General features: G+C 64.6%; 18 protein-coding genes and 1 pseudogene. 3 read left to right on the top strand and 16 right to left on the bottom strand.

Going from position 1 to position 19212, the window contains the following annotated elements; translation table 11 throughout:
- Nucleotides 1–4: 4 nt before the first annotated feature.
- From IOC69_RS07995 to IOC69_RS07965, 7 genes are all read right to left on the bottom strand, one after another.
- On the bottom strand, nucleotides 5–712 hold the full coding sequence (locus IOC69_RS07995; RefSeq protein ID WP_290543018.1) for an ABC transporter permease subunit: 708 nt from the start codon (nucleotides 710–712) through the stop codon (nucleotides 5–7).
- A gap of 52 nt (nucleotides 713–764) precedes the next feature.
- Nucleotides 765–1559: a transporter substrate-binding domain-containing protein gene (locus tag IOC69_RS07990; RefSeq protein ID WP_290543017.1), complete on the bottom strand. Its 795-nt coding sequence runs from the start codon at nucleotides 1557–1559 to the stop codon at nucleotides 765–767.
- 39 nt (nucleotides 1560–1598) lie between these two features.
- Complete coding sequence (locus IOC69_RS07985; RefSeq protein ID WP_290543016.1) at nucleotides 1599–2396, bottom strand: ABC transporter ATP-binding protein; 798 nt, start codon at nucleotides 2394–2396, stop codon at nucleotides 1599–1601.
- A 129-nt stretch (nucleotides 2397–2525) separates the two neighbouring features.
- A complete protein-coding gene (gene clpA / locus IOC69_RS07980) occupies nucleotides 2526–4946 on the bottom strand; it encodes an ATP-dependent Clp protease ATP-binding subunit ClpA (RefSeq protein WP_290543015.1) in 2421 nt (806 codons plus the stop codon).
- A gap of 4 nt (nucleotides 4947–4950) precedes the next feature.
- Nucleotides 4951–5274 carry an ATP-dependent Clp protease adapter ClpS gene (gene clpS / locus IOC69_RS07975; RefSeq protein ID WP_290543014.1) on the bottom strand — a complete coding sequence of 108 codons (324 nt, stop codon included), beginning with the start codon at nucleotides 5272–5274 and terminating at the stop codon, nucleotides 4951–4953.
- Nucleotides 5275–5448: 174 nt separating this feature from the next.
- Entirely contained in the window at nucleotides 5449–6264 is an 816-nt protein-coding gene (locus tag IOC69_RS07970; RefSeq protein ID WP_290543060.1) for an alpha/beta hydrolase, read from the bottom strand.
- Nucleotides 6265–6280: 16 nt separating this feature from the next.
- The gene (locus IOC69_RS07965) at nucleotides 6281–7609 is read right to left on the bottom strand and encodes an 8-oxoguanine deaminase (protein ID WP_290543013.1); all 1329 of its coding nucleotides are present in this window, start codon (nucleotides 7607–7609) and stop codon (nucleotides 6281–6283) included.
- A 120-nt stretch (nucleotides 7610–7729) separates the two neighbouring features.
- Between IOC69_RS07965 and IOC69_RS07960 the strand changes: the two genes are divergently transcribed.
- The 3 genes from IOC69_RS07960 to IOC69_RS07950 all read left to right on the top strand — a co-directional run bounded on the left by IOC69_RS07960 (nucleotide 7730) and on the right by IOC69_RS07950 (nucleotide 10856).
- Entirely contained in the window at nucleotides 7730–8884 is a 1155-nt protein-coding gene (locus IOC69_RS07960) for an ABC transporter substrate-binding protein (RefSeq protein ID WP_290543012.1), read from the top strand.
- 237 nt (nucleotides 8885–9121) lie between these two features.
- Nucleotides 9122–10054: an ABC transporter permease gene (locus IOC69_RS07955; protein ID WP_290543011.1), complete on the top strand. Its 933-nt coding sequence runs from the start codon at nucleotides 9122–9124 to the stop codon at nucleotides 10052–10054.
- Entirely contained in the window at nucleotides 10044–10856 is an 813-nt protein-coding gene (locus tag IOC69_RS07950; RefSeq protein WP_290543010.1) for an ABC transporter permease, read from the top strand. Before IOC69_RS07955 ends, IOC69_RS07950 begins: the two co-directional genes overlap by 11 nt.
- Here IOC69_RS07950 and IOC69_RS07945 read toward each other — a convergent pair whose 3' ends face one another.
- From IOC69_RS07945 to IOC69_RS07905, 9 genes and pseudogenes are all read right to left on the bottom strand, one after another.
- Nucleotides 10857–11303, bottom strand: coding sequence for a CoxG family protein (locus tag IOC69_RS07945; RefSeq protein WP_290543009.1), 447 nt, complete (start codon nucleotides 11301–11303; stop codon nucleotides 10857–10859).
- A 25-nt stretch (nucleotides 11304–11328) separates the two neighbouring features.
- Nucleotides 11329–12456, bottom strand: a complete 1128-nt coding sequence (gene tgt, locus IOC69_RS07940) for a tRNA guanosine(34) transglycosylase Tgt (protein WP_290543008.1) — start codon at nucleotides 12454–12456, stop codon at nucleotides 11329–11331.
- Nucleotides 12453–13511 (bottom strand): tRNA preQ1(34) S-adenosylmethionine ribosyltransferase-isomerase QueA, encoded by a 1059-nt coding sequence (gene queA, locus IOC69_RS07935; protein ID WP_290543007.1) that lies wholly within the window; start codon nucleotides 13509–13511, stop codon nucleotides 12453–12455. The genes tgt and queA overlap by 4 nt, the downstream gene beginning before the upstream one ends.
- A 126-nt stretch (nucleotides 13512–13637) precedes the next feature.
- Entirely contained in the window at nucleotides 13638–14159 is a 522-nt protein-coding gene (locus IOC69_RS07930) for a peptidylprolyl isomerase (RefSeq protein ID WP_290543006.1), read from the bottom strand.
- A gap of 4 nt (nucleotides 14160–14163) precedes the next feature.
- Nucleotides 14164–14676, bottom strand: a complete 513-nt coding sequence (locus tag IOC69_RS07925) for a peptidylprolyl isomerase (protein ID WP_290543005.1) — start codon at nucleotides 14674–14676, stop codon at nucleotides 14164–14166.
- Between the two features lie 51 nt (nucleotides 14677–14727).
- The gene (gene coaD, locus IOC69_RS07920; protein WP_290543004.1) at nucleotides 14728–15231 is read right to left on the bottom strand and encodes a pantetheine-phosphate adenylyltransferase; all 504 of its coding nucleotides are present in this window, start codon (nucleotides 15229–15231) and stop codon (nucleotides 14728–14730) included.
- A 1-nt stretch (nucleotide 15232) separates the two neighbouring features.
- The gene (locus tag IOC69_RS07915; RefSeq protein ID WP_290543003.1) at nucleotides 15233–15844 is read right to left on the bottom strand and encodes a LysE family translocator; all 612 of its coding nucleotides are present in this window, start codon (nucleotides 15842–15844) and stop codon (nucleotides 15233–15235) included.
- Nucleotides 15845–16053: 209 nt separating this feature from the next.
- Entirely contained in the window at nucleotides 16054–18768 is a 2715-nt protein-coding gene (gyrA, locus tag IOC69_RS07910; RefSeq protein WP_290543002.1) for a DNA gyrase subunit A, read from the bottom strand.
- A 184-nt stretch (nucleotides 18769–18952) separates the two neighbouring features.
- Nucleotides 18953–19212 (bottom strand): annotated as a pseudogene (locus IOC69_RS07905) (single-stranded DNA-binding protein); the annotation flags it as partial.

Genomic DNA, 19212 nt, shown 5'->3' with positions numbered 1-19212 from the left:
CACCTCAGGCCAATCCCGCCTGGCCGCGCCGATAGCGGCGCTCCACAAGCCCGATGAGGTAGCTCGAGACCAGTGTGATGGTCAGATAGATCAGCGCCGTGGCAAGATAGAACAGCATATATTTCTTGGTGAACGCCGCGGCGGATGCGGTGATCGACAGGAGCTCGACATTCCCGACCACCGCGACGAGCGCCGTATCCTTGATCACGATCAGCCAGAGGTTCGAAAGGCCGGGAATTGCGTTCGGCAGCATTGCCGGTCCGATGATGCGCCGGAAGATAAGCAGCCGGCCCATGCCAAAGGCGCGGCCGGCCTCGATCTGCCCGGGAGGAACGGCGAGGATGGCGGCGCGGAAAACCTCCGTGTGGTAAGCGCCCTGCACCACCCCGAGCACCACGATGGCGGCCAGCGTCGCGTTGACCTCAACCGGGCCCACGCCAATAAACCCGAGCAGCGTGTTGAGCCCGCGCGTGCCGGCGAAGTAAAGGATAAGAATAAGCACCAGCTCCGGCACCGACCGGACGATGGAGGTGTATATCCCGCCGATCCCCCGCGACATGGGGCCGCCGTAGAGCTTGGCCGACGCGCCGAGCAGCCCCAGGGCAACGCCCAGGAGATAGGCGAAGGCTGAGATCAGAAGCGTGTATTGCGTGCCGCGGAGAAGTTCATCTCCAAAGCCCTTCTCGCCAAAGCTCAGGATTTCAGGGAACATTGCGCCCACCGGATCGGCAACGGCCGCCACGGAGGGCGGCCGTTGCGGGTCATCAACCCCTGGGAGGAAGCTTCATGAGGCCATCAAGACCATATTTCTTCGTGAGCTCCTCAAAGTAACCCCTGGCTGCGAGGGACTTGATCGCCGCGTTGATCTTGTCGCGCAGGGCCGTGTCTTCCTTTCTGAGGCCGACACCGACGCCGTAGCCCAACACTTCCTTGTCGTCCGGCACGGCGCCCTTCAGCTCGCAGCAGGCCTTGCCCTCGTCCGACATCAAATAATCGCGCAAAGCCACGCCATCCGCCATCAGATAGTCGACACGGCCCGCGGCAAGATCGGCGTTCGCCTCATCCTGCTTCTGATAAGCCTTGGAAACCGCGCCCTTCGGCACATAGTACTTGTCGACGTAATTCTGGTGGATCGTCGCGCCCTGAACGCCGATCGTCTTGCCGGACAGATGCTCGGGCGAGAAGTCCATGTCGCCGTTCCTGGCGCCGATGATGACCGCGGCGGAATTATAGTACATGTCGGAGAAATCGATCACCTCCTTGCGCTTGTTGGTGATCGACATCGAGCCGAGGATGCCGTCCATCTTCTTTTCGAGCAGCGCGGGAATGATGCCATCCCACGCGATCGCGGTCATCGTGCATTTCTCGTTCATTTCGGCGCAGAGGGCGTTCATGAACTCATATTCCCAGCCCACCCATTCGCCGGCGGCGTTCTTTGAGGTGAAGGGCGGGTAGGCCGAGGTGTCGGTTGCGAAAACGAGGTCCGCTCTGGCGGACGTTGCCCCGATCGTCAACGCGGCCGCGGCTGCGATCAGTAGTCTCCTGAAGTTCATTTTCATCCTCCCTGTTTTATGGATTTATTTTCCTCTCCGGACATTTCAATGAATTCCGGAAACGAACTGGCGGCACCGGTCGCTCAGCGGCGAACCGAACACCTGCGATGGCGGCCCCTCCTCCTCGATCACACCCTTGTAGAGGTAGATGACGTGGCTGGAGACGCTGCGGGCAAATTTCATTTCGTGGGTCACGAGGATCATGGTGCGGCCTTCATCGGCGAGGTCGCGGATGACCTTCAGCACTTCGCCCACCAGTTCCGGATCGAGCGCCGACGTGGGCTCGTCGAAGAGCATGACCTTGGGCTCCATGCAGAGCGCGCGCGCGATGGCGGCGCGCTGCTGCTGGCCGCCCGAAAGAAACGCGGGATACTGATCGCGCTTCTCGAACAGGCCGACCTTGTGGAGCAGCTTCCCGGCGCGCTCGACCGCCTCGGCTTTCGGCACGCCCAGCACATGCACCGGCGCCTCGATCACGTTCTGCAGCACCGTCATGTGCTGCCAGAGATTGAAACTCTGGAACACCATGCCCAGCCGCGTGCGGATGCGTTCGAGCTGCCTGCGGTCGGACGGGTGCAAGTCGCCATCCTTGTGCCGCGCGAGAGAAACCCTCTCGCCTGTGACTTCGATTTCGCCCTGGGTCGGCATCTCGAGGAAGTTGATGCAGCGGAGGAAGGTGGATTTTCCTGAACCGGAAGCGCCGATCATCGACACGACCGAGCCCTCGCGCGCCGTCAGCGACACGCCCTTCAACACCTCAAGCTCGCCGAATTTCTTGTGAAGGTCCGTCACCTTCACCGCAACCGGGCGGTGGCCATCGGCATCCGCTGCAGCGTTTTCCACGCCTTGCCTCCCCGTGGGGCCCGCTGGACCCCTTATTGTTCTGAATCGCACCATAACAAGAAAACCGGCGACTGCAATTGTGCAGTACGCCGGTTTTCCCTCATTTCGCCGTCGTTTCGCCGTGGCATGTCACTCGGATTTGGCCTTTGGCTTGCGCTTTGCCGCCTTCTTCCCGGCCTTGTCGTCACCTTCATCGTCAGTTTCCGTAGAGGCACGCGGCAGGGCCTTTCGCTCCGGCCGTCCGGGCAGCGCTTTTTCCTCGTCGCGTCCCAGATAGTCGAAGTGGAGCTGGTCACCCTTCAGCAGAATGCGCACCGTGCCGCCTTTCGACAACTTGCCGAACAGCACCTCTTCAGCCAGTGGCTTCTTCACGTGCTCCTGAATGACCCGCGACAGGGGCCGCGCGCCCATCTGCTGGTCATAGCCCTTCTTCGCGAGCCAGTCCGCCGCTTCCGCCGAGAGCTCGATGTTGACCTGACGCTCCGCCAGCTGCGCCTCAAGCTGAAGCACGAACTTCTCCACCACTTTGCGCACCACCTCCGGCGGGAGGTGGCCGAAGGGAATGACCGCATCCAGGCGGTTGCGGAACTCCGGCGTGAACAGGCGCTGGATGGCCTCCATGTCGTCACCCTGGCGGACGCTGTTGCCGAAGCCGATGGCCTCGCGCGCCATGTCCTGGGCGCCGGCATTCGTGGTCATGATCAGGATCACGTTGCGGAAATCGACGGACTTGCCGTTGTGGTCCGTCAGCTTGCCGTGGTCCATCACCTGCAGCAGGATGTTGTACAGGTCCGGATGCGCCTTCTCGATCTCGTCAAGCAGCAGCACCGAATAGGGATGCTGGTCGATGCCGTCTGTCAGCAAGCCGCCCTGGTCGAACCCCACATAGCCGGGTGGAGCGCCGATGAGACGCGAGACGGAGTGACGCTCCATATATTCCGACATGTCGAAGCGCAGCATGTTGACGCCCATCACTTCGGCGAGCCGCTTGGCGACTTCCGTCTTGCCCACGCCCGTGGGGCCGGAGAACAGATAGCAGCCGATGGGCTTTTCGGGCTCGCGCAGGCCGGCGCGCGCCAGCTTGATCGAGGCGGCCAGCGCCTCGATCGCCTTGTCCTGGCCGAACACCATGCGCTTCAACTCGGCGTCGAGGTTCTTCAGCACCGTGGCGTCGTCCTTCGTCACGGTCTTGGCCGGAATACGGGCCATGGTGGCGATGGTGGCCTCGATCTCCGGCACGCCGATCACCGTAAGCCGCTTGTCCTCGGCGACCAGCATCTGCGAGGCGCCCGTTTCGTCGATCACGTCGATCGCCTTGTCCGGCAGCTTGCGGTCGGCCATATAGCGGGCCGAGAGCTGCACCGCCGTTTCGATGGCGTCATCGGTGTAACGGACCTTGTGGAACTCCTCGTAATAGGGCTTGAGGCCCTTGAGGATTTCGATCGCATCCGGGATCGAGGGCTCGTTCACGTCGATCTTCTGGAAGCGGCGCACCAGGGCGCGGTCCTTCTCGAAGTGCTGGCGGTATTCCTTGTAGGTGGTGGACCCGATGCAGCGCAGCGCGCCATTCGCCAGCGCCGGCTTGAGCAGGTTCGAGGCGTCCATGGAGCCGCCCGATGTCGCGCCGGCGCCGATCACCGTATGGATCTCGTCGATGAACATGATCGCACCCGGGCGGGATTCGATTTCCTTCACCACCGCCTTCAGGCGTTCCTCGAAGTCGCCGCGATACCGCGTGCCGGCCAGCAGCGCGCCCATGTCGAGCTGGTAAACGGTGCAGTTGAGCAACACTTCCGGCACGTCGCCGTTGATGATCTTGCAGGCGAGACCCTCGGCGATCGCCGTCTTTCCCACGCCGGGATCACCCACGAAGAGCGGGTTGTTCTTCTGGCGGCGGCACAGGATCTGGATGGTGCGGCGGACCTCGGCCTCCCGGCCGATCAGCGGGTCGATCTTGCCTTCGCCCGCCTTCTTGTTGAGATTGATGCAATAGGCGTCGAGCGCGTCACCCTCGCCCTTCTTCTTGGAGCCGCCCTCCTCGCCGTCATTGTGGCTGGCGCTCTGCTGGTCCTGGTCGACGCCGCGCACCGGCCGCGTCTCCGACAGGCCCGAACGCTTGGCAATGCCGTGGGATATATAGTTGACCGCGTCATAGCGCGTCATGTCCTGCTCCTGCAGGAAGAAGGCGGCATGGCTCTCGCGCTCCGCGAAGATCGCCACGAGCACGTTGGCGCCGGTCACTTCCTCGCGGCCCGATGACTGAACATGGATCACCGCGCGCTGGATGACGCGCTGGAAGCCCGCGGTGGGCTTGGAGTCCTCGCGCTCGGCCGCGATCATCTGGCCCAGCTCATTGTCGATGTAGTTGGTCAGGCTGCGGCGCAGCACGTCGAGATCGACGTTGCAGGCCTTCATGACCGCGGCGGCGTCCTTGTCTTCGGTGAGCGAGAGCAGCAAGTGTTCCAGCGTCGCATATTCGTGGCGGCGTTCGTTGGCCAGTGCAAGGGCGCGGTGCAGCGCCTTTTCGAGACTGCGGGAGAATGTCGGCATTGGCCTATTCCTTTTCCATCGTGCACTGCAGGGGATGCTGGTGGTTGCGGGCGAAATCCATGACCTGGGTCACCTTGGTCTCCGCCACCTCGAATGTGTAAACCCCGCAGACGCCGACGCCCTTCTGGTGGACATGCAGCATGATGCGGGTGGCCTCCTCGCGTCCCTTGCCGAAGAACCGCTCCAGCACATGCACGACGAATTCCATCGGCGTGTAGTCGTCATTCAGCAGCAGCACCTTGTAGAGCGAAGGTTTCTTGGTCTTCGCCTCGGTTCGGGTGATCACCCCTGTCTGATTGTCGTCTTTGCGGTTGGGCGGCTTCGGCATGAGATCGATTATATAGTCGCTTCGCCCCAAATGTGGAGGGGGTATTCGCGGCGAAATTCCGGCGCTTCCGTGTCAGCGGTGACGCAGGGCGGATGGCTTCGGTTTCGCCGGGGACTTAGATCGCCGGAGGAAAGGCTGCGGTTCACGCTCCAACCGGAAGATTTCCCTGCGGTGTCAGGCCCCGGCAAGCTCCAGCAGACGCCGTGTGAGCGGATGGCCGGGCCGCGCCAGCAGGTCCCCGATGCTGAAATGGTTCTCTCCCGCCACTTCCTCATAACGGCAGGAAAGCCCCAGCCCCTCCCAGGCGGCGGCCAAGGACCGGGCCTGGCGGCGGAATTCGAAGCTCTCCTCCGCCCCCACCCAGCTCTCGAAGGCAATGCGGCTGGGCGCCGGCCAGAACAGCGGGCTGGCCGCCATCGCCCCGGCCGGGGAAAGCCGCAGATCGTCATTATAAGGCGTGGCCAACAGCGGGCGGAGGTCGAACAGCCCGCTGATGGACAGGCAGGCCTGAATGAGGTCGGCTCTGGCGCCGTAGAGCGGCCATTCGGTCGCGGCCATGGCGGCGGCAAGATGGCCTCCGGCCGAATGCCCCGTCACCACCAGCCGGCGGTTGAAGCGCTGGCCGAGGTGGAGGCAGCACTGGCGCATCTCGTCGATGATGTCCGCCACCGTCACCTCCGGGCAGAGCGTGTAGCCGGGCACGGCCACATCGAAGCCCGCCGCATTCGCCGGTCCTGCCACATGGCTGAAGGCCGACTTGTCGAAGCTCCGCCAGTAACCGCCATGGATGAACACGATGAGCGGCCCCTGCCCCTGCCCGCCATGGCCCGGAAACAGGTCCACCCGGTTGCGGGGCCGCGCGCCATAGGCAATGTCGAGGTCTCCACCATGCGCAGCCCGGTAGGCCGCCGCGTCCCGGCGCCAGCGGGCGATGATCTCGGGGTGATCGGGAACGAGTGCCCGGTTGTTGTACTCGGCGGCAAGGTCCATCACGGGCGCGAACTCCTCAGAGGAAGCGTTTCGCCGCGGCGCCGTGAGCGGCCCGCAGCCGGGCGATGTCGATGCCATCCGGCATCCCGTCAACAACGCGCCAGTGGCCCGCCACCATCACCCGGTCAGCCCTGTGCGCCCCGCACAGCACGAGGGCCGCCAGCGGATCTCCGGCACCCGAGAAGCGCAACTCGTCGAGCTTGAACAGCGCGAAGTCAGCCTGCTTGCCCACCGCGATCTCGCCGATATCGCCGCGCCCGAGACAGCGGGCGGAGCCCTGCGTCGCCCAGCGCAGCGCATCGAGATGGGTAACGGAGGCGTCATAGGTGAGGCGGTTGATCATCAGCGCATGCCGCACGCCCTCCATGAGGTTGGAGGAGTCGTTCGAGGCGGACCCGTCGACGCCGAGCCCAACCGGCGCGCCGGCCGCCTCCAGCTCGCGGGTGCGGCACTGGCCCGAGGCGAGCACCATGTTCGAGGTGGGACAATGGCACACACCCACTCCATGCCGCCCGAGGCGTGTCACGTCGCCATCGGAAAAATGGATGCCATGGGCGAGCCAGGTGCGGTCATTCAGCCAGCCCACATCCTCAAGATAGTCGAGCGGACTCATGCCGAACATCGCTCTGCAGAACGCGTCCTCGTCATGCGTCTCCGCCAGATGGGTATGGAGGCGGCAGTCATGCTTCTCCGCCAGCGCGCCGCAGGCGCGCATCAGCGATTTGGTGACGCTGAACGGCGAGCACGGGGCGAGCGCGATCTGGATCGTCGCGCCCTCGCCCCGCTCGTGATATGCGCCGATGACGCGCTCGCAGTCGGCGAGGATGGTGTCTTCGTCCTGCACCACGGAGTCCGGCGGCAGGCCGCCGTCCTTGAGCGACAGGTTCATCGACCCGCGCGTCACCGTCATGCGGATGCCGAGGCGGCGCGCCTCGTCGACCTGGATGTCCATCGCATCGTCAAGCCCGCCCGGAAACAGATAGTGATGGTCCGATGTGGTGGTGACGCCCGACATCAGCAGCTCTGTCAGCGCCAGCCTGGTGGCCAGCCGCATCGCTTCGGGCGTCAGCCGCGCCCACACCGGGTAAAGCGCCATCAGCCAGTCGAAGAGCTTCTTGTTGATGGCGTCCGGGTGGGCGCGCGTCAGCGTCTGGTAGAAGTGGTGGTGCGTGTTGACGAGGCCCGGCAGCACCACGTGCTGCGATGCATCGAAAACTTCCTCAACGGGCTGCGACGGCCTTTGCCCCGGTGTCAGCAGCTCTGCAATCCGCCCGCCGCGCAGCACAATTCCCCCGGGCGCATCCGCCAGAATGGCGAGCGGAGAGGCGATCCAGACACTGCGCATGGTTTTGCCCAAAACTTTGCCGGGGTTGAACTCTGGGTCCACTTCGGTTCACAATACATGGCACAGGCCGAGGGGTGCCGCCAAGACGCGCCACACACGGCCCAACAGGGAGCAGATATCATGACGTTCACGAAGACAGCGATCACATCGCTGGCCGCCATCGCCGCCGCGGCCGGCATTGCCATGGCCCAGGAGGCCAGGACGGAAATCGGCCCGGGAGAAGGCCAGGTCGATATCGTGGCATGGCCGGGCTACATCGAGCGCGGCGAGACCGACAAGAATTTTGACTGGGTCACCGGCTTCGAGAAGGAGACGGGCTGCAAGGTCAATGTCAAGACCGCGGCCACCTCCGACGAAATGGTGACCCTGATGAACCAGGGAGGCTTCGACCTCGTCACCGCATCGGGCGATGCCTCGCTGCGCCTGGTGGCGGGCAGGAAGGTTCAGCCGATCAACATCGCGCTGATCAAGGACTGGGACACGCTGGACAAGCGCCTGAAGGAGGCGCCCTGGCACACGGTGGATGGCGTGCATTATGGCGTTCCCTATCAGTGGGGTCCCAACGTGCTGGCCTATAACACCAGGGTGTTCAAGGACACGCCGAAGAGCTGGTCCGTGGTGTTCGAAGAGCAGACGCTGCCCGACGGCAAGTCCAACAAGGGCCGCGTCCAGGCCTTTGACGGCCCGATCTATGTGGCCGATGGCGCGCTCTTCCTGATGAAGACCAGGCCCGAGCTCGGCATCAAGAACCCCTATGAGCTCAACCAGGCGCAGTTCGATGCCGTCATCGCGCTGCTCAAGAACCAGCGCCAGCTGGTCGGCCGTTACTGGCATGACGCCATGGTGCAGATCGACGACTTCAAGAACGAGGGTGTGGTCGCCTCCGGCTCCTGGCCCTTCCAGGTGAACCTGCTCAAGGCCGACAAGCAGCCCGTTGCGTCAACCATTCCGGAGGAAGGCGCCACCGGCTGGGCCGACACCACCATGATGCACGCGAATGCGCCGCATCCGAACTGCGCCTATATGTGGCTGAACCACTCGCTGCAGCCCAAACTGCAGGGCGACCTTGCCGCCTGGTTCGGCTCCGTGCCGTCCGTTCCCGCGGCCTGCAAAGGCAACGAGCTGCTGACGGATGCGGGCTGCGCCACCAACGGCTTCGAAAACTTCGACAAGATCTGGTTCTGGCGCACCCCCACCGCGAAATGCGGCGTGGAAGGCGGCTGCGTGCCCTATTCGCAGTGGGACAAGGCCTTCCGCCAAGTCATGAGTCAGTAAGCTTGCACAGGCACCCCTCCCCCTCGCGGGGAGGGAAACCCTTATGGGCAAAATCGACCGCCCGGTTCTTTCGAACCGCCTTGAGGCCACGTCCCGTCCTTCGCAAGACCAACAGTATTGGCGTTTTCTTCACATGTTGAACGAGGCAAACTGTCCTGCCAGAACCACCCGGTTGCGGGGCGGTGATGCGGTGACGCTTGCCCTGAATGCGCCAAACCCGGTCGCCGTGGAGCATGCATGACAGCGTCTCCGGCGACACCGGTCCCGCGCGGCGGTCTTTCGGATTTCTTCCACCGCAATCCGGGCCTGCTCACGCTGGCTTTGTTGCTGCCGCCGCTGTTGTGGATCGGCATTGTATACATCGGCTCGCTCCTTGCCCTGCTGCTGCAGAGCTTCTATTCGCTCGATGAATTTTCGGGAACCGTCGTCCACGAGTTTACCCTCACCACCTACGGGCACCTGTTCACCGCGACAAACCTGACCATCATCCTGCGGACGGCGGTGATGGCGGCACTCGTCACCGTGGCCAGCGCCCTTATCGCCTTCCCCATCGCCTATTATGCGGCGCGCTATGCGCGGGGCGGCTGGAAGGCGCTGTTTTATCTCGCGGTCATGATGCCGCTGTGGTCCAGCTATCTGGTGAAGGTCTATGCCTGGAAGCTGATCCTGGCCAAGGAGGGGATCATCAGCTGGGTGGCGGAGAAGCTGCATCTGGGCTGGGTGATCGACGGACTATTGAGTCTTCCCGTTATCGGCGGGCCGTCGCTGTCCTTCAGCTACATCGGCACCTTCATCGTCTTCGTCTATATCTGGCTTCCCTATATGATCCTGCCCACCCAGGCAGCGCTCGAGCGTGTGCCGAAGGACTTCGTCGAAGCCGCGGCAGACCTCGGCGCCTCGCCCAGCCAGACCTTCCGGACGGTGATCCTGCCGCTCAGCCTTCCGGGCGTCGTCGCGGGTTCGATCTTCACCTTCTCGCTGACGCTGGGCGACTACATCATTCCGCAGATCGTCGGCAATTCGCGGCCCTTCATCGGCACCACGGTCTATGCGCTGCAGGGCACGGCGGGCGATATTCCGCTGGCCGCCGCCTTCACCGTCGTTCCCGTCGTCATCATGGGCGTCTACCTCATCATCGCCCGGCGGCTGGGGGCCTTCGATGCGCTCTGAGGCCGGCGCCACGCTCCCGCTCAAGGCCGCCGCCATCGGCGGCCTGCTGTTCCTGCACATTCCGCTGGCGCTGATCGTTCTCTACGCTTTCACCACGGAGGAGAAGAGCTTCCAGTTTCCGCCGCCGGGCCTCACACTGCGCTGGTTCGGGGCCGCCTGGTTCGACCGGCCGGACATCTGGGGGCCGCTGTGGCTGTCGCTTCAGGTGGCTTTGCTGGCCACGCTGATCGCGCTGGTGCTGGGAACGCTCGCCGCCGCCGCCCTGTGGCGGGCACGGTTCTTCGGCAAGGATTCGCTGTCGCTGCTGTTCATCCTGCCGATCGCCCTGCCCGGCATCATCACGGGCATTGCGCTGCGCTCCGCCTTTGACATCATGTCGGTCCCGTTCTCGACCTGGACCATCGTTCTGGGCCACGCCACCTTCTGCATCGTGGTGGTCTACAACAATGCGCTCGCCCGCTTCCGCCGCCTGTCGCCCGGCATGATCGAGGCCTCTATGGATCTGGGCGCCAGCGGCGCGCAGACGTTCCGTTATGTGATCCTCCCGCAGATCGGCTCCGCCCTGCTGGCGGGCGGCATGCTGGCCTTCGCGCTCTCCTTCGACGAGGTGATCGTCACCACCTTCACGGCGGGCCAGCAGGCCACGCTGCCGATCTGGATGCTGAACGAGCTGATCCGCCCGCGCCAGCGCCCGGTCACCAATGTGGTGGCGCTCATCGTCATCGCGGTCACCTTCCTGCCCATCCTCGCCGCCTATTACCTGACGCGCGAGGGCGAACACACGGGCGGCGCGGGGAAGTGATCAAGCCGGCTCGTTGAGCGCGAGCCTGGCGAAATTCTCGAAAAACTGGGCGGAAAGCTGCCTCGCGGTCGGCTCGATGAAACGCTGGGCGAGGCTGGCGATCTTGCCGGTCACCTGGGCATCGACGTCATAGATCAGCCTGGTGCCCTCGGGCGCTTCCTCAAGGCGGACATTGGCGCCGCCGATGGCGCCGCCCATCATGGACTTGCCCTCGCCCTGAATGCGGTAGCCATTGGGCGGGTCGAGATCGGACAGGGTGACGGCCCCCTTGAAGCTCGCCTTCACCGGACCGAGCTTCACCGTCACCCTGGCCTCCATCTCGGTGTCGGATTTCCTGACGATCTCCTCGCAGCCGGGGATCGCCTGGCGCAGCACCTCAGGGTCATTGAGCGCTTCCCACACCTTCTGGCGCGGCACGGGAATGATCACCTCGTCCGAAAGCTTCATTTTGTCCTCCCAGGTTTTCGGGCGATTATGACGCGTTATCGCCGCGTTTCCACTGTTCCTTGGTCGCAAGCCGGAAGTCTTCGAAGCGGTTTTCGGAAATCGCCGCCCGGATGCCCTGCATGAGCGACTGATAATAGGCGATGTTGGCCCAGGACAAGAGCATCATGCCGAGAAGCTCCCCCGCGCGGATCAGGTGATGCAGATAGGCCCTGGAATACCGCGACAGGGCCGGGCACGGATGTTCCGGGTCCAGCGGCCGCGGATCATCCGCATGCCTCGCATTCCGCAGATTGATCTTGCCGAAGCGGGTGAAAGCCTGGCCGTGCCGGCCCGAGCGGGTGGGCAGCACGCAGTCGAACATGTCGATGCCGCGGGCGGCCGATTCCAGAATGTCCCCGGGCGTCCCCACCCCCATGAGGTAGCGCGGCCGGTCCTCAGGCAGGTGCGGAATGGTGTGCTCGATCGCCCGCAGCATCAGCTCATGCCCCTCGCCCACCGCCAGGCCACCGATGGCATAGCCCTCGAAGCCGATGGACTTCAGCCCTTCGGCACTCTCCTTGCGGAGCCTGGCGTCGATGCCGCCCTGCACGATGCCGAAATTGCCGCGGCCCGGCTGGCGTCCGAAGGCGCGGCGCGAGCGTTCGGCCCAGCGCAGCGACAGTTGCATGGCCTTTTCGGCCTCCTGTTCGGTGTGCGGGTATTCGATGCACTGGTCGAGCTGCATCTGGATGTCGGAGCCCAGCAGGCGCTGGATCTCCATGGCCCGCTCGGGCGAGAGCTCGTATTTCCGCCCGTCGATGTGGGACTGGAACATGGCGGCCTGCTCGGTGATCTTGCGGATCTTTGAAAGCGACATGATCTGGAACCCGCCGGAATCCGTGAGGATCGGGCGCTTCCAGCCGATGAAGTGGTGCAGGCCCCCCAGCTTCGCCACCTCCTCCGCCCCCGGGCGCAGCATCAAATGGTAGGTGTTGCCGAGGATGATGTCCGCCCCCGTGCCCTCCACCTGGTCGAGATAGAGGCCCTTCACCGTGCCGACGGTGCCAACCGGCATGAAGGCGGGGGTGCGGATGTCACCATGCAGCGTGTGGACAGTGCCGAGGCGCGCAGTGCCGTCGGCGCCATGGAGCGTGAAGCCGAATTCAGGTGTCATGGCGCGGGGAATAGCAGGCTGGAATCGCCATAGGAATAGAACCGATAGTCATTCGCGATGGCATGGGCATAGGCCTGGCGCATCCGCTCCAGCCCGGCAAAGGCCGAGACCAGCATGAACAGCGTCGATTTGGGCAAATGGAAATTGGTGACCAGCAGGTCCGTGGCCCGGAACCTGTAGCCCGGCGTGATGAAGATTTCCGTTGTGCCGGAGAACGGTTCAAGGCCCGAACTTTCGAGAAGGCGGAGAGAGGTGGTGCCAACCGCCACGATCCGGCCGTCGGCGGCGCGTGCCGCCTTGAGGCGCACACAGGCAGCGGCCGTCACCTCACCCCACTCGGCGTGCATCCTGTGGTCCCTGGTATCCTCCGCCTTCACCGGCAGGAAGGTTCCGGCGCCGACATGGAGGGTCACAAATTCCTGTGATATGCCAGCCGCTTGCAGCCGTTCCATCACCTGCGGCGTAAAGTGCAGGCCGGCGGTCGGCGCGGCCACCGCACCCTGCTTCTCGGCATAGATCGTCTGATAGTCCGCTTTGTCCTGCTGGTCCGTGCCGCGCTTGCCGGAGATATAGGGCGGCAGCGGCATCTCACCCACGGCGGCTATGGCTTCATCGAGGGCCGGCCCATGAAGGTCGAAGGCAAGGGTCACCTCACCCGCTTCGCCTTTCTCCTCAACAGTTGCATCCAAGCTATTGACACGTAATGATGTTTTTTCATCGCAAAAGCGCACGCGATCGCCCGTCACCAGCTTCCTGGCGGGCTTCACGAAGGCCTTCCAGCGGCTTCCGTCAAGCCGCATGTGGAGCAGCGCCTCGATCTTGGGCGTGGTGCCCGACCGTCCCATGCGGTGACCCGACAGGGCTGCGGGGATCACGCGCGTGTTGTTGAAGACCAGCACGTCCCCGGCGCGGAGGAGATCGGGGAGCTCGCGGAAGACATGGTCCTCCAGCACATCCTGACGGACCACCAGCAGCTTGGATGAGTCGCGCGGGGACGCGGGCCGGAGCGCGATGCGTTCCGGCGGCAAATCGAAGTCGAAGTCGGCAACGCGCATCGGCGTGGTCCTCCAGGCACCACCCCCTCAACCCGTCATCCCGGCGAAAGCCGGGACCCCGCTTTGGGGACCACACGTGCGGAAAGCGGGGCCCCGGCTTTCGCCGGGGTGACGGCTTCGTGTCCGTCAATTCGCGTCGGCCGCGACCTGCATCCGGGCGATCTTGTCCGGCTCGCGCACGGGTTCGCCGCGCTTGATGCCGTCGACGATGTCCATGCCGTCCGTCACCTTGCCCCACACCGTGTACTGGCGGTCGAGGAAGGTGGCGTCATCGAAGCAGATGAAGAACTGGCTGTTGGCCGAATCCGGGTTCTGCGAGCGCGCCATGGAACAGACGCCGCGGACATGCGGTTCCTTGGAGAATTCCTGCTTCAGGTCCGGCTTCCTGGAGCCGCCCGTGCCCGCGCTGCCGGGGCTGAAGCCCGGGGAATTGGTGTTGCCGTACTGCACGTCGCCGCCCTGGGCCATAAAGCCATCAATGACGCGGTGGAAGACCACGCCATCATATGCGCCCTCGCGCGCCAGTTCCTTGATGCGGGCGACGTGGTTGGGGGCGAGATCCGGGCGCAGCTCGATGGTGACGCGTCCCCTGGGCTCGCCCCTGGCATTGGCCACGTCGAGATAGAGGGTGTTTTCGGGTTCGGCCATGATCTTACTCCACCGTGACCTTGACCATCTTGTCAGGGTTCGGCGGCGGCTCGCCGCGCTCGATCTTGTCGACGCATTCCATGCCCTTCCCGTCGACCTGGCCCCAGACGGTGTACTGGCCGTTCAGGAAGTCGCCGGGAGCAAACATGATGAAGAACTGGCTGTTGCCGGAATCGGGGTCGCTCGAGCGGGCCATGCCCACGGTGCCGCGCTTGAACGGCTCCTGGGTGAATTCGGCCTTGATGTCCGGAAGCTTGGAGCCGCCCATGCCGGTGCCCGTGGGGTCGCCCGTCTGGGCCATGAAACCCTCGATCACGCGATGGAAGACGATGCCGTTGTAAAAGCCCTCCTTCGCCAGCTGGGTGATCTGCGCCACATGCCTGGGCGCCAGGTCAGGCCGGAGCGCGATCTCGAAGGAGCAGCCCTTGCTGGTCTCCACCTTAAGCTTCTCCGCGGCGAGCGCCGGAGTCGCGATGAGGCCCGCGGCAATTGCGGCCAGTGCCAGTTTCCGGATCATGGTCTCTCCATTTGTTGTCGATGCCGTTCCTGAGGGGACAGAAACCAAATGTCAATGCGCAGGCTTGAGCGCCCCGGCCATCGCCTCCCGCGCCTCCTTCGGGATGAACGGCGCGATGTCCCCTCCCATCCGGGCGATCTGCTTGACCAGCGAGGAGGCGATCATGCGGGTGGCGGGCGAGGCGGCGAGGAAGACGGTCTCGATGTCAGGCGCCATGGCCGCGTTCATCTGGCCCATCTGAACCTCATAGTCGAAGTCGGTTGCGTCCCTGAGGCCGCGGATGATGACGCCCGCATGGGACTTGCGCGCCGCATCGACCGCCAGCCCATCGAAGGTGGTGACCGCGATCCTGAGGCCGGTGTGCCCGGCAATGGGCCTGGTCACCTGTTCGAGCAGCGCGATCCGGGTGGCGGCCGGGATCAGCGCCTGCTTGCCGTGGTGCACGCCCACGCCCAGCACCAGCTTGTCGACGATCCGCGCCGCCCGGGCGATGATATCGAGGTGGCCATAGGTGACGGGGTCGAAGGAGCCTGGGTAGAAACCGGTGCGCGTCATGTCAGCGTCCTCTCAGCGCCATCCAGATGCCGCCGCCCATCAGGAAGCAGCCGCTGACGATTTCCAGCGCCCTTATGCGCGAGCGCGACAGGAAGCTGCCGGCCTTGCCCGCCATCATGGCATAGACCACGTCGCCGCAGCCGGCGATCGCCATGAAAGTGCCGCCGAGGATCAGGATCTGCTGCATGGCATTTGCGCCGGGCGTGATGAAGGGCGGGATCAGCGCGCCGAACAGCACCAGCATCTTGGGGTTGGACATGATGACGATAAAACCCTGCAGAAAGAAACTGCCCCCGGGCCGCGCCCGGTCCACCGCCACCGCAAGATCGCCGCTGGAGCGGAACAGCCTGACCGCCAGCCAGACGAGATAGAGCGCGCCCGCCCAGCGCAGCAGGTCGAACCACACGCCCATCACCTTGATGGCAGCCCCCAGTCCCAGCGCGGCGATCGCCAGCCAGATGACGAAGCCCGCCTGCGTGCCCGCAACGTTCATGAGCCCGGCCCGGTGGCCATGGCGCAGGCTGTTGGCGATGATGACCGTGACGGTGGGTCCCGGCACGAAGGCCAGCGCCGCCGCGGCGGCTGTGAAGGCGAGGTAGGATTCGAGGGTCATGGTGGAGTCTCCATCCCGGCAATCCTAATATGTCTTCTCCCGCTTCTCCAGCGGGAGAAGAAGGGACCCGTTGCGGGACGCAACGGGGAGATGAGGGGAAGCCAGGATTAGGCGCAAGACCCCGCGACTTGCTTCCCCTCACCTACCCCGGCTGCGCCGGGGCCCCCTCCTCTCCCGCGCCGCGGGGAGAGGACGAAGGTGGGAAAGGCTCAGCCCTCCGCCTCCCCGCCTTCCTCCTCGGTGATGTGCTCGACGGAGACCACGCGCTCGTCATCCGCCGCATTGATGATGATGACGCCCTGGGTCGAACGCCCCGCCTTGCGGATGCCGTTGACGGGGGTGCGGATCAGCTGTCCGCCGTCCGTCACCAGCATGATCTGGCTGGTCTCCTCCACGGGGAAGCTCGCCACCAGGGGGCCGTTGCGCCCGTTCACCGCCATGGCCACGATGCCTTTGCCGCCGCGGCCGGTGATGCGGTATTCGAAGGACGAGGTGCGCTTGCCATAGCCATTGGCGGAAACCGTCAGGATCACCTGCTCTGCCGCGCTCATCCCGGCAAAGCGCTCCTGGCTGAGCGTGGTCTCGGAGGAGGCCTCCTCGTCGCCGCCAGTGGTCTCCGGCTCCTCACCGGCCACGGCGCGGGACATCTTGATGAAGGCCGCGCGCTCATCGGGTGAGGCATCGGCGTGCCTGAGGATCGACATGGAGATCAGGCGATCGTCGCCCTCGAGCCGGATGCCGCGCACGCCCGTGGAGTCGCGGCCCTTGAACACGCGGACCTCGCCGACGGGGAAGCGGATGCACTGGCCCTGCGCCGTCGTGAGCAGCACGTCGTCGTTCTCGGTGCATATCCCGACGCCGGCGATCATGTCGCCTTCGTCCAGCTTCATGGCGATCTTGCCAGCGCGGTTGATCTGCTCGAAATCCGAGATCTCGTTCCGCCTGACCGTGCCGGAGCGCGTGGCGAACATCAGGAACTGGCCATCGGCCTCCGCCGCCGTTTCCGGCATGGGCAGGATCGTGGTGATGCGCTCGTCCCGCTCCAGCGGCAGCAGGTTGATCAGCGCCTTGCCGCGCGATTGCGGCGTGCCCAGCGGCAGGCGCCACACCTTGAGGCGATAGACCATGCCGGCGGAGGAGAAGAACAGGATCGGCGTGTGGGTCGAGGCGACGAACAGCTTCGTCACGAAATCCTCCTCGCGCGTACCGCCCGCCTCGCGGCCCTTGCCGCCGCGGCGCTGCGCACGGTAGGTCGAGAGCGGCACGCGCTTCACATAGCCCGCGTGGCTCACGGTGACGACCATGTCCTCGCGCTGGATCAGGTCCTCGTCCTCGACCTCGCCTTCGTTCTCCACAATCTCGGTGCGGCGCGGCGTGGCGAACCCGCTTCGAATTCCGGCGAGCTCGTCCTTGATGATGCCGAGCACGCGGGCGCGCGAGCGCAGGATCTCGAGATAGTCCCTGATCTCCTCCGCGAGCGTGTGCAGCTCCTCCCCGATCTCGTCGCGGCCAAGCGCGGTGAGGCGCTGCAGGCGCAGGTCGAGTATGGCGCGGGCCTGCTCCTCCGAAAGACGATAGGCGCCCTCCGCCGTGAGCGCATGGCGCGGATCGGCAATGAGCGCGACGAGGGGCGCCATGTCCCTGGCCGGCCAGTCGCGCGCCATCAGGGCCTCGCGGGCCTCCGCCGCGTCTTTCGAGGTGCGGATGAGGTGGATCACCTCGTCAATGTTCGCGACCGCGATGGCGAGGCCCACCAGAACATGCGCGCGGTCGCGCGCCTTGTTGAGCAGGAACTTGGTGCGGCGGGTGACCACTTCCTCGCGGAAGGCCACGAAGGCCTCCAGCAGATCCTTGAGGTTCAGCTGCTCGGGCCGGCCGCCGGTCAGGCAGACGTTGTTGATGCCGAAGGTCGATTGCAGCGGCGTGAAGCGATAGAGCTGGTTCAGCACGATCTCCGCCATCGCATCGCGCTTCAGCTCGATGACGACGCGCATGCCCTGGCGGTCGGACTCGTCGCGGATGTCGGAAATGCCCTCGAGCTTTTTCTCGCGCACCAGTTCCGCGATGCGCTCGATCATCAGCGCCTTGTTCACCTGATAGGGGATCTCGGTGACGATCAGCGCCTCGCGCTCCTTGCGGATTTCCTCCACCTCGACCCGGGCCCGCATCACAACGGAACCGCGCCCGGTGTGAGCGGCGGACTTGATGCCGGCCCGGCCGAGGATCAGGCCACCCGTCGGAAAATCGGGGCCGGGAATGATGTCGATCAGTTCGTCGATGCCGATCCCCGGATTGTCGATCACCGCGATGCAGGCGTCGATCGCCTCGCCCAGATTATGCGGGGCCATATTGGTGGCCATGCCGACGGCGATGCCGCCGGAACCGTTGACCAGCAGATTGGGGTACTTGGCGGGAAGAACGGTGGGCTCGCGGAATTCATTCGAATAGTTTAGCTGGAAATCCACCGTGTCCTTGTCCAGGTCGTCAAGCAGCGGAACGGCGGCCTTCGCAAGGCGGGCCTCCGTGTAACGGTCCGCCGCCGGCGGGTCGCCGTCAACCGAGCCGAAATTCCCCTGGCCGTCGATGAGCGGGAGCCGCAGCGAAAAGCTCTGCGCCATGCGCACAAGCGCATCGTAAATCGCGATGTTGCCGTGGGGGTGATACTTGCCCATCACGTCACCGACCACACGGGCCGACTTCTTGTATGGCTTGTCGGGCGAGAAGCCATTCTCATCCATGGTGTAGAGAATGCGCCGGTGCACCGGCTTCAACCCATCGCGCACGTCAGGTAGAGCGCGGCTGACGATGACGCTCATCGCGTAATCGAGATAGCTCTTGCGCATCTCCTCTTCGATGGAAATGGGGGCGATCTCGGAAGGATTGGAGGGCGGGGGCGCGCCCTTCTCGTCGTTGTTGTCGGCCACGTAAAACCTGCAAGCTGGCCCTGGGAAAAAGCTCCGAACCGAAGCCGGCCAGGCAACGATTCGGAAGTCTCCCCAGTTTAGGAGTTGCGACCCTCCGGCACAATGAAAAGCTGTTGTTTTTCAGGCCTGACAGCCGCTCTTGCGCGGCTCCGGAAAGGCCGGTTTCCAACCCCCGGGAGGCGCCTCAGAACGGCACTTCGTCGTCAAGGTCGCGGGCAGGAACCGCAGCCTTTCCGCCAGCGCCGCCGCGCGGACGGTCCATCGGGCCAGACTGCCCGAATTCGTCGCCGCCGCCGTAGCCGCCGCCCGCCCCCTCGCCCGCGCCACCACGGCCACCGATCATGGTGAGCACGCTGTTGAAGCCCTGCAGCACGATTTCGGTCGAATATTTCTCGACGCCATCCTTGTCGGTGTATTTGCGCGTCTGGAGCTGGCCTTCGATAT

Source organism: Aestuariivirga sp. (assembly GCF_020252405.1).
Taxonomy (GTDB): Bacteria; Pseudomonadota; Alphaproteobacteria; order Rhizobiales; family Aestuariivirgaceae; genus Aestuariivirga.
The sequence above is the reverse complement of the archived record's forward strand: the minus strand, read 5'-3'. Positions and strand labels throughout refer to the sequence as shown.